General features: G+C 34.9%; 9 protein-coding genes. All 9 read right to left on the bottom strand.

Annotated elements, in window-relative coordinates:
* Positions 1–89: 89 nt before the first annotated feature.
* On the bottom strand, positions 90–2,378 hold the full coding sequence (locus ACP7AQ_RS12125) for an NADP-dependent malic enzyme (RefSeq protein ID WP_426095621.1): 2,289 nt from the start codon (positions 2,376–2,378) through the stop codon (positions 90–92).
* A gap of 154 nt (positions 2,379–2,532) precedes the next feature.
* Complete coding sequence (locus ACP7AQ_RS12130; protein ID WP_091202890.1) at positions 2,533–2,958, bottom strand: CBS domain-containing protein; 426 nt, start codon at positions 2,956–2,958, stop codon at positions 2,533–2,535.
* Positions 2,959–3,029: 71 nt separating this feature from the next.
* Positions 3,030–4,895 carry a trehalase family glycosidase gene (locus ACP7AQ_RS12135; protein WP_426095622.1) on the bottom strand — a complete coding sequence of 622 codons (1,866 nt, stop codon included), beginning with the start codon at positions 4,893–4,895 and terminating at the stop codon, positions 3,030–3,032.
* Positions 4,892–6,106: an MFS transporter gene (locus ACP7AQ_RS12140; protein ID WP_426095623.1), complete on the bottom strand. Its 1,215-nt coding sequence runs from the start codon at positions 6,104–6,106 to the stop codon at positions 4,892–4,894. The genes ACP7AQ_RS12135 and ACP7AQ_RS12140 overlap by 4 nt, the downstream gene beginning before the upstream one ends.
* A 43-nt stretch (positions 6,107–6,149) precedes the next feature.
* Entirely contained in the window at positions 6,150–7,088 is a 939-nt protein-coding gene (locus ACP7AQ_RS12145; protein ID WP_426095624.1) for a carbohydrate kinase family protein, read from the bottom strand.
* A complete protein-coding gene (locus tag ACP7AQ_RS12150; RefSeq protein WP_426095625.1) occupies positions 7,089–8,267 on the bottom strand; it encodes a glycoside hydrolase 100 family protein in 1,179 nt (392 codons plus the stop codon).
* Positions 8,260–9,570, bottom strand: a complete 1,311-nt coding sequence (locus tag ACP7AQ_RS12155) for an MFS transporter (RefSeq protein ID WP_426095626.1) — start codon at positions 9,568–9,570, stop codon at positions 8,260–8,262. The genes ACP7AQ_RS12150 and ACP7AQ_RS12155 overlap by 8 nt, the downstream gene beginning before the upstream one ends.
* Before the next feature lie 136 nt (positions 9,571–9,706).
* Entirely contained in the window at positions 9,707–10,624 is a 918-nt protein-coding gene (locus ACP7AQ_RS12160; RefSeq protein WP_426095627.1) for a GyrI-like domain-containing protein, read from the bottom strand.
* Complete coding sequence (locus tag ACP7AQ_RS12165) at positions 10,624–11,979, bottom strand: vanadium-dependent haloperoxidase (RefSeq protein WP_426062957.1); 1,356 nt, start codon at positions 11,977–11,979, stop codon at positions 10,624–10,626. Before ACP7AQ_RS12165 ends, ACP7AQ_RS12160 begins: the two co-directional genes overlap by 1 nt.
* Between the last annotated feature and the right edge of the window lie 5 nt (positions 11,980–11,984).

Below are 11,984 nucleotides of genomic sequence, written 5' to 3' on the forward strand. Positions count from 1 at the left end.
GTTAATATATTTCCAAATATAACAAAATTAGCATCGGGTTAAATTAAATTTATAATTTTAACGATGTTTGTTCTCTTATGCGTATTAAATTATATTTGTTTGGCTTTTTTCATTTCTTTTTCCTGTGCATCAATCACCGCAATTGCAGCCATATTGACCATTTCCTCAACACTTGCACCCAATTGAAATATATGGACTGGTTTTCCCATTCCCAGCATGATAGGTCCTATTGAATCTACTTTATTTAATTCTTTTAAAAGTTTATAGGTAATGTTTGCTGATTCTAAATTTGGAAAAATCAAAGTGTTTACTTTTTTACCTGCTAATTTTGAAAAAGGAAATTTTGCTTTCAGCATTTCTGGGTTTAAAGCAAAATCTGCCTGAAGCTCACCATCAATGATCATCTCCGGATGATTTTTATGCAAATAAGTTACCGCTTCTCTTACTTTGGCTGCGCTTTCACTTGTAGACGATCCGAAATTAGAGAATGATATCATTGCAATTACCGGTTCTACCCCAAACATTTTGGCTGTTTTAGCCGTCATTATCGCAATTTTAGCTAAATCATCTGCTGATGGATTAATGTTTATTGCGGTATCGGATAAAAACATGGGCCCACGAGCCGTCATCATCATGTTAGTGGTAGCTATAATAGAAGCTCCTGGCGCTTTTTCGATGAGTTGCAACATGGGTTTAACAACTGAAGGATAACTTCTTGAATGTCCTGTTACCAATGCATCTGCTTCTCCTTCATTGACCATCATTGCGGCAAAATAGTTTCTTTCACGCATTAATTTTTGAGCATCTAAAAAAGAAATTCCACGTCTTTGTCGAGTGGACCAATACGTATTTGCAAATTTATTTCTTCGTGTTTCTTCTTCGTTAATTTTAGGATCTATAATCTGAACATCGGCATCAAAACCGATTTCTGCTTTTAATTCTAAAATAATTTCTTTGTTCCCTAATAAAATTGGGAAACCGATACCTTCTTCCCATACAATTTGCGCTGCTTTAAGAACATCTAAATGATCTGCTTCAGCAAAAACAATTTTTTTAGGATCCATCTTAGCTCTATTGGTAATCAAACGAACCATTTTATTATCATTCCCTAAACGGTCTAATAATTCTTCTTCGTATTTTTTCCAATCTGTAATATGATTTAACGCTACACCAGAATCCATCGCTGCTTTTGCAACAGCTGGCGCAACAACAGTTATCAATCTAGGATCGAATGGAGAAGGAATAATATATTCTTTTCCAAAAACCAATTTTGTAGCTCCGTAAGCTATATTCACTTGTTCCGGAACCGATTCTTTCGCTAATGCCGCTAGGGCTCTTACTGCTGCCATTTTCATAGCCTCATTTATTTTGGTAGCACGAACATCTAATGCGCCTCTAAAAATATAGGGGAATCCTAGAACATTATTTACTTGATTAGGAAAATCAGAACGTCCTGTTGCCATTATAATATCTTTACGAGTTGCAATCGCAAGATTATAATCAATTTCCGGATCTGGATTTGCCATCGCAAAAACAATTGGATTTTCGGCCATCCCCAGCAACATTTTTGGAGTCATGATATTGCCAGATGACAATCCTAAAAAAAGATCTGCGCCCACTAATGCTTCTTCAAGACTTATCGGTTTTATGTCTTGCGCATATTTTTGTTGCAAAATAGATAAAGAAGGATTGTCTTTTGTCAAAACTCCTTTACTGTTAAACATTAATATATTCTCAATTTTTACACCTAATAAAACATACATATTAGCACAAGCTAAGGCAGCAGAGCCGGCTCCAGAAACAACCATCTTTACATCTTCTGATTTTTTACCTGCCAATTCTAATGCATTCAACAGTGCCGCAGATGATATGATGGCAGTACCGTGCTGATCATCGTGCATGACAGGAATATTCAACTCTTCAACTAGTCGTCTTTCAATCTCAAAAGATTCCGGTGCTTTAATGTCTTCTAAATTAATTCCACCAAAAGTGGGGGCTATATTTTTTACGGTCTGGATAAATTCTTCTATATCCTTTGTTCCAATTTCAATGTCAAATACATCAATATCAGCAAAGATTTTGAACAGTAATCCTTTCCCTTCCATTACTGGTTTTGATGCTTCCGGGCCAATGTCACCCAATCCTAAAACTGCAGTTCCATTGGTGATTACTGCAACTAAATTCCCTTTTGCGGTATATTTATAAACGTTGTTTACGTCTTTGGCTATTTCTAAACACGGCTCAGCTACACCAGGAGAATATGCCAAAGATAAATCTCTTTGTGTTGCATATTTCTTAGTAGGAACTACTTGAATTTTACCAGGAGTTGGCTTTGCGTGGTATAATAATGCTTCTCTTCTTTTGCTATTTTTGTCCATTGTTTTTAGATTTTATTCTAGTTTACAAAGATAGAAGACTTGCTTTAAAAAGTTTACTTTTATCCTATTCTTTTGCGAAAAACCCCTTTTTGATTCCAAAAAAAAAAGCTACATCAACTGTAGCTTTTTGTAATTATATCTTTTTAGATTGTTTTTATTGCGTAATATAAGAGTTTAAATGTTGAATAGTATCTTTTTGCATTTCGATTATGGCTTTTACTACGTCACTTATTGAGATAATCCCAATTACAATCTCATTTTCCAAAACTGGCAAATGTCGAACTCTTTTTGTACTCATTAGTTCCATGCAGTACTCTAAATTATCCGATGGATTTACCGTAACTACATCAGTTTCCATAATTTCATAAACAAAAGCTTTCTTTGAAGATTTTGCTTTCAAAACAATTTTTCGAGCATAATCTCTTTCAGATAAAACCCCTTTTAAAACTGTATCTTCAATGATAAGAATAGCTCCGATATTTTTTTCGCTCATCACTGTCAATGCTTCGTATACAGTGTTTGTAGAAAGTATGGAATAAACATCCTTTCCTTTGGTGCTTAAAATTTGATTAACAGTCATAATTGATTCATTTAGTGAATTATAAAGTTAAAAAAAATATACATTCAAACAACAAAAAATATTTTTCAGTGCTAAAAAATAGTGTCGGGAGAAATCAATTCTCCTAATTTCTCTTTTAATTCTTCGCTTAAAATTTGCAATCCATATTGATAAGACGCGTTGACCCACCCAAAACCTTCTTTGGCTATGTAATCAAATTCGGTTCCCACATTTCCATATTCGGCAAAAACTTTATGTGAATTGATTTCCAAATCAAATTTTTCCGGAATTGTTCCATTATAATCCACTGCATTTTTTGTAATTAACCACAACCATCGGTACACCATTTCTTGTGCTTTATCCAAATAATTATAGTTAATCAATCCCTCCCATAGCAACATTTGGTGCGGTGCCCAACCAAAAGGATAATCCCATTGTCGCTGCGGAGCGTCTTTTGGAGCATTTGCAACACTCGCTTTGGTACTTCCCGTAATTCCTCCTGTTTTTATAAATTGCGGTAAGGCAACTTCCACTAATTTTTTAGCCTGATTTTCATCACACAACCCAGCCCACAAAGGAAAAAATGTTGTTGCTGCTTCAAACGGAAATTGCTCATGATTCACAAAATCATAATCAAAATACATGCTTGACGCTTCGCTCCAACACAATTCATTTATTTTAGTTTTTCTGGAAAGTGCCTTTTGTTCCCATTCTTTTGAAGTATAAACCACATCACCTACCTGGAAAGCAGTATCGAAATGCTCTTTTATTAAATAAGCGACATCTTTTTCATATTTATAAAGAAAACTGTTTACATCTACTGAATTCAAATTGGCACACCTATTAATGAGTCGGTTTGTGGTGTCGTGTCCACTTTCTCTCATGCTTCTGTCGTGAACAAAATAGACATCCAATTCCGCATCTACAACCGTTCTTCGTAAATATTGATTTTCAAATTCTCGAACCGGCAAATTGTATTTTTTAGCAAAAGGTTCTAAAATATCATCAAAATGTCCCGGTTCCACTTCAAATGGCATACCAATTCCGTCAGCTTTGTATCGGTTTAAACCTGTTGGCGTTAATCGATTTCCTTGATCCATCCAAACCGTATTGTATTCTAAAATGACCGTTTCCAAATGACTTCTTAACCAGTCTAAACTTGGTATCTTCTTTTTTGCAATTTTAATTAGCAAAGAAGAATATAACGGTGGTTGCGTTCTTGTCAAATAATAACTTCTATTTGCATTCAAAATTTTTCCGTAATGAATAATTTGGTATTTAAAATTCTCAGCAATCGCCATTGCTTTATTTACTTGACCGTCTATCAATAAACCAACACCAATAAAATAGCTGTCCCAACCATACATTTCGTTAAATCTTCCGCCGGGAACCACAAAAGGAACACCTTGCAGACTGTATGTTTTTTGTTCCAAAGCCAAAGCTAGAATTCCCGGTTTCTCATTTAAAGTTTCCACATATTCCATCGAATAATTTTCAGGCAGAATTTCAACTTTAAAATTTGGCAATTCCTTTTCCAATTCTTGAAAATAAGCCACTCCCTGTTTGTCTTTGGCAGCAACATAAAGCCTTGCCACATCACTGGAGGTTTTTTCGTCTTCAATAATTTGCGTCAACCCTTTTTTATCAATGGTTCGAGTGAGCTCCTCCCAATAATCATCCTTAATTTTTCTTGAAATTCGGTGTACAGGATTCTCTTGAATACGACTTAAATCAACTTCCCCCAATGATAAATTCTCCTCCTTAAGCTGAGCTAATTCTTGCAATAAATTTGACAAATGATACGTCCCTGTGATAACCGCTTCTTGTTTCGTATTTTCGTCTACCAAAACAAATTCTTTAGGACCATTATCGTCTTTAGTAATTTTTTTATCCTGATCTGTATCCTCTTGAAGCAATAGTTCTTGGAATACTTTGTCTATGTTGAGTACGAATTTCATTGTTTTGCGGTAAGTTTTTTTAGAATAAAGAAAGAGACAAGTAAAAGCCCCATTGGAATTAAGGTGTAATAAAATGCATTTTCCGGACCTTCGTTTTTAAATAGATAACCAATTACTCTGGAACCTAAAGTACCACCAAGTGCAGAAAATACTACAATTAAACCTGTCATTGAGCTATGTAATTTTTTGGGCAGTGCGCTTAAAACTACGGAATTTAAAAGCGGATAAATTGGCGCAATAAAAAGCCCCACTAATGGAAAGGCAAATCCTATCAAAGGAATATCCCCAAGCGAATTAATGTCTTTAACATTTAATCCAACTGCTTTTGGAAGTACAAAAACCACAATAAGCATTGCCGCTATAATACTACAACTAAGTACCCAAAACCAATTGACTCTTTTTGTAATAACGCCGGCCAAAAGTCGTCCAACAGCTAATGAAATAGCCAAAATACTTGCCATCATAATACTGATATTCTCTGGAAGATGCAATACCTTGCTGTTGAAAGTTGGCAGCCAAGACATGATTCCTTGCTCGATCATTACAAAAAGGAACGCACTGATTACAAAAACGATGGTTAATAGTTTCGCGAACAATTTGAACATTTGTTTAAAATCATCAACTAAATCAACACCCGGAATGTCCGTTTGACTTTCGAATTTGGTAAAAAATAAAAAGCCAAAAGACACAGCTGAAATTCCCGCCAATAGCCAATACACGTTCAACCAAGCATTTGGATTCGCATCAGAATTAAAAGCAGGAAATAAGAAATACGCCAACGCAATTCCTATCATAAACACGCCTTCAATGCTACTCATCAAACTATTGTGCTCCTGCTGATTCTCGGTTATGGTTCCAATAAGCGAATACACCGATACTTTTATCAGTGCAAAAGAAACGCCAACGGTAGCAAAAAGCAATTTTGCCGTTCCAAAAGAATTTCCGAAATACATACTGACGCAAGCTGCTGAAACCAAAGCCAAACCAATAAGCATAGCTCTCTTATATCCAATTCTTGGTAAAAACGAAGCGATTAAAAACGAAACAATGGCAATAGGTAAATCCTTAAAAGCTTCCAGAACACTGGCTTGCAACTCATCTACCCCATAATTTTTTTGTGCCTTTAATATCACAATTCCCACGCTGTTCAGCAGGATAGCAAATACAAAGTAATTGAGATACATGGCAATTTTAACCGTACTTTTTTTCATCTTTTACCTAATATTTTGAGTTGAATTAGTATTTAACTTTGGACTATGCATTTATATTTAAATATGCCTGAATGTCTATTCCTTCCGGCAATCTGCCTACATTCTGAAGTTTTAAAACTGCCAGTTTTTGAGCAATTGTAATGGTTTCTTCAAAGTTTTTATTGCGTAATTGAGCGTATAAAAAACCTGTCCAAAAAGCATCTCCTGCGCCTGTTGTGTCTTTGATATCTTCAACCGGTAAAGCTTTTTGATGAAACATTCCGGAATCAACATTCGATAAAACAACACCATCTTTCCCTTTTGTCAAACAAATGGTTGAAGCGCCTAAACTATGAAAATAATCAAAAATAAAATCTTCGGTTTTTGCTTCCGCAAAAAGACGGTAACAGTCGTCTTCGCTTAATTTTACTAACGGATCAGTTGACAAATATTCTCTCAAAACCTGTTTTGCTTCTTCACGATTCGGCCAAATCCTTTCCGAAAAATTAATATCAATACTGGTTTGTAATCCTAACGCTTTTGCTCGTTTAGCACTTTCGACGATAGTTGTTCGAGCCGGATTTTTGCTTAAAGCAAAGCAAGTCGTATGGAAAATTTTAGCATTTTCCAGTAAGTCATTCGGTATTTGACTTTGCTGAATTTGACAATCAGCTTCTCTGTACGGAATAAAATCAGGCGTACTGGTCGATTTTGAAACAAATATTACAGAAGTGGGATGACTTTCAGATTTTCTAACATGTGATGTAATAACATGATTCGCTTTTAACTTCCTAACAATATATTCGCCTAATCCATCTTCTCCACAAGTAGCTACTAATACTGATTTCAAACCCAAGCGCGTTGCATTTACAGCAACATTTGTAGGTGAACCTCCCAAAAAACGATGGTAATCTTTGGTCCTGTTTATAGACGTATTCATTTCGTGACCAATAAAATCAATCAAAACTTCGCCTGCACATATTATGTCTATTGTCTTTTCCAATTAAATTAAAAATTTAAAATTTGTATGTAAACTTTGGTGTAACAGCACCGTTGCCGCACCACTCCAAGCGCAAAAAGGAACACCGTTGGGCTCTTTGGTTTCACTATTGAAGTTTTCGTAAAAACTGAAATTTTCAGTAGCATTAGCGCTATTTATAGCTGTTAAAAGTGCGTCAGCTTCCTTCTTTTTCCCTTTTGAAAGCAAAGCCAGACCATAAAAGCCATTGACCATTGACCAGCTTCCTCCATTATGAAACTCATTAGGGTAATTTCTAAACTCGTATTTGCAATTGTTTTTAAGCAAATTCCAGTCTAAGTCAGTTTCTTTTATTGGTGGCCAAAAAGCAGGCAACAACTGCAATTTCATTTCGTTTTTGAGCGCAATTGAATATTCTAAAATTGAATTTTGAAAATCTTCGGAACCAATGTTCAAATACAAAGCCAGCGAATTTGCAAAAGCATCAAACTGTGTTTTGTATCCTGCAGGCGAAAAGGAACATGGCATATACTTTTGAATATTTATCTCATTGTAAGCTCGTTCGTGGTATTTTTCACCTGTAGAGTTTGGTGTGAAATTAATTTCCAGTTGCTTTGTTATTGTGGCAATCTTTACGGTAATAACCTCGTCATGTGCAAAATGATTGTAGCTCTTCAGAGCCCAAATTCGGAGCAATTGATCGTACAAAACATAACCGTCTGTAATGTATTCATCTGCCCAGTTTCCTGATAATGGCACATATAAAAGTCCTTTATTGTTAAATTCCCAAGCATCCAGGAGCGCAAAACACTTTTCAATTTCAGTATCGTATTTTGCCACGAAGGTAATGTCTTTTGTATAATAGGCATATTGGCAAATCCCAATTACAAACCAAGTCACCGCATCAACTCTTCCTGCCAATCCGCCATAACTAACCTCAACTTGGTCGCCATTTGTCATCACATTTGATGGAATAGTTCCGCTTTGATGTTGATTATAGGCTAATGTTTCTAATGTTTTACGAAATGTTTCAATTAATTTTTCATCTCCTGAAGCCAAAGCCGCCAATCCACAAATCACTCCATCTCGCGCCCAAACTCTTTTGTAGTTGGAAATGTTTTGTGCACTCGCCAAAAATCCTTCGGATGAGGAAACTTTCTCAAGCAACTCAATTGCTTTACTGTAATTTAAATCACTATTCATCCTTTGCTATTGAAATTTTTTTACTTTTAATCAAAAGGGTACAAAAAGCACTGATTAGCATCAGAACACCAGCAAAAGTAATGGCTTGGCGAGCATCATTGTCTAAGAAGTTCTTTAAAATATAACCAAAAGAGAGATTTTGGATAATCATTGGAATAACAATCATCATATTAATAATACCCATGTACACTCCATAACGCTCTTTTGGAATAACAGCAACGACCATTAAATATGGTATTCCCATCATACTTGCCCAAGCAATTCCGTAGCCAATAATTACCGCAAAAAACACATATTGATTTTGTACCATTGGAAACCATAAAAAAGAAACGGCTCCAAATAACAGACAGACAAAATGAATCATTTTTGCACCATGCTTTTTGGCTAATTTTGCCAAATAAAAAGCAATTGAAAACGTAACTATAAATCCAAAAGCACCGATTAACCCGTTCCATTCTACCGCTTTTTCGTAGCCCATTGCATTCATTGGGGTTACATTCCATACGGATAAAGCAATACTTTTTGAATTGTTTTGCCAATAACACATCATCGCATACCATTGAAACAAATAAACAAGAAATAGTTGCCACATTACCGTTGGCATTTCTAAAACTGCTTTATATATATCGATGAAAGGTGAAAAAATATGTAATGGTTCCGCTTTTAAAATTGCTATTTCTTCCACTGTGGGCGGGATTTCTTTTGTTTTACCCATACTCCACCAAATGGAAGTTACAGAAAGGATCGCTCCCAAAAAGAAGGAGGCATAAATCCAGGTGGGTAATGATCCGGTATATCCAACAAAAACAATTGGAAATAGAAACAGAGAAATATAGGCCAGAAACTGTCCGAAACCAGTAAAAAAACTTTGCGCCTGAAAACCTATTGGTTGTTGTTCTTCGTCCAGCGTATCCGCAATAAAAGCGCGATACGGTTCCATTGCGGTATTGTTACCGACATCTAGGATCCAAAGTAAACCCGCAGCCATCCACAAGGAACTGCTGAATGGGAATAGAAATAAAGCGATACTACAAATTATGGCTCCAATAAAAAAGTAAGGTTTCCGTCTTCCCCATCTTGGATGCCACGTTTTATCGCTCATCGCACCAATAATAGGTTGAATTAATAAACCAGTTAAAGGTCCCGCAAGATTTAGTATCGGGATTTGATCCGGACTTGCATGTAGAAAATCGTAAATAGGATTGACGGCACTTTGTTGCAACCCAAAGCTGTATTGAATGCCAAAAAAACCAACATTCATATTGATTATCTGCCAAAAGCTCAATTTCACTTTTAAATTCATTCTGATTGGTTAATTTGTTAATTTTTACTAAAATTAATTTTAATAACGCTAATTAAAAACAGAATAAAAACAAAAACGTTTTCGGAAGAACCGAAATCGTTTTCGATATATGTAAATTACCTAAATAAACTGCTCTTTATTTGGACGCAAAAGGAATAATTATTTTAGTTTCCCATTCGAGCTCTGTTCCACCATTATAAGGATTTGACAAGAAATGCTCCAATACTTTATTTTCCAATTTAAGTTTGTGCTTTTTTGCATAATCAAGCAACGCAAACCAAGCTCTGTCTGAAGTTCTGAAATTACCATAATAAGTTGCTTTCAATCCTTTGAAGGCAGGTAAGGTTTTGAATTTTACATCGTTATTTACAATATTTGTTTTGGGTTTTTCAACTGGAAAACAATAATTAAAATCGATTGTTTCTTTATCAAGATCCCATTTTACAATTTCCAAGTAGGGTGTACCTATTATTTTTATTTGATTCTCGAAAAGAAAACCAGTAATAGTAGCGTCATTTGCAATCATATTTTGTGCTTTTTCCTGTAAAACACTTTTCAAATTGATGTAGGCAACAAATGTTTCTTCTGATGTACCTTCTCCATCAATTCTGACTTTGAAATTCTTCAAATGTTCGCTTAATCCTTTTTTAAAATCACTTATTTTTTTGATTTGTTCTTCCTTGAATTCAGTATTAAAAAAAGGTGCGGTTAGTTTATTGTACCAACTGTGATTTAAATCTTTGATGCCAATACTCACTTTTGTCATTGAATCGTTTACAGGAGTAATGTCCCAAGTGTAGTGCATTTGAACCTCTTTTTTGGTCATTTCGTGTTTGATAAAGTCAAAATTTCTTTTTTCTAAAATCACATACCTTTCAGACTCCTTTAAACCTTGCGCATTTGACCACTCCTGAATCCCTTGAAATACGGTTCCTGTAGCTGCATTTACTTTAAACGAAATACAGTAGTCGGTTTCCTTTATTAAAAGATACCAAACCAAAAACGAGGACAACACAACACTTAATACTACTATACTTTTTTTTCTGACTGTCATTATTTTTTACTCATCTTTAATGTATTATTAATGTAATGCCCAATATTATTGCCTTGTACAATACCATTCTCAATAGCGGCTCTGTAATGAATTCCTCCATAAAGCCTACTTATTGAAGCTTCTGCTGCAGCTTGTTTAAATGATTTAAAAGGTCTTTTAGGCAATCCAAAAGAAACTTCTGAGTCATCGATATAACTAAAATTATCTCCAAAAATAGAGGTTAGAATAATTGCCGAGCACGACGAAACCACAGAGTGTCCACTTACATATTCCGGAAAAGGAGGTGTTTGTAATTGTGGTCTCCAGTTTTCATCTATGTTTTGATTGATATACGTTTCAGGACGCACAACATTACTCCTATACTTTTCATCCCAACAACTAATGAAGCTCTCAAAAATTCCGATAGATGTTATAGTATAAGCAAAAACAGTAGTTTCAAAATCTGATTTTGATTTTTTTAAAGCAATTTTAGTAACATTAATCCAATGCGCGTCAGGTGTGTTTTTCTTCTTTGCAAACATCATATGCCCTTGTATGACTGTAGCATACGGATTACAATCCCAAAATGAAGCGATTGCAGATTCTTCAGGAATTGATTTGCTTTGGTTTTTCTCTACTTCAATTAATTTTTCGGAAATCATATTTCCTAAATCATAGGTTTCTTTTGCATCTTTATAAAAAGCAGAATTTTTATCGGTGGAAAATGGATAAGGTTTAATGGGTTTAAATTGAGACGCCGAATCCATAACTAAAGTTCTTATTTCGCCCCAATGAGGTTCAACACCATCCATGTAAGATGGAGGAGTTGGTTGCCATCTCCCAGCTTGATCTGCATAAACTGAAAATTTAGAAGAAGTCCGAGTTTGTTTATAATTATCTTTCCCCATCCACATTTTAATTCTGTCCACCACTTTTAAAGCGTATTCTTTAGATACATCAAATTCTTTTTGATTTTCAGAACCCCATTTCTCATACAAACTATCTCTATATTTTTCTAAAGCTCCCTCCGAAAAAATCAATTGTTTACTTACCTCAATGTGGGCAATAATCGCTGCTAAATTTTTATTTACGCCACTTTTCGGATTTAGTTTAGGAATAGAATCTAATCCTTTCAACTGCCCTTGTAAACTTTCATATTTAGTATTGTTTTGAGCCATAATTTCATAAGCGGCAACATTAGGATAAACATAAATTCTACTCGCAACTGGAGGCGAAAATATATCATGAACCATAATTCCTGTTACTGTATCAACTGCTGCACAGAAATCATCTGTTGTTACCTTAATTGGTGTCTCTTTCTTACATGAAGTAAAAAAAAACATTATAAGTCCTAAAAGATAAATTTTAGAGTTCATGGTAT

Source organism: Flavobacterium sp. DSR2-3-3 (assembly GCF_049896585.1).
Taxonomy (GTDB): Bacteria; Bacteroidota; Bacteroidia; order Flavobacteriales; family Flavobacteriaceae; genus Flavobacterium.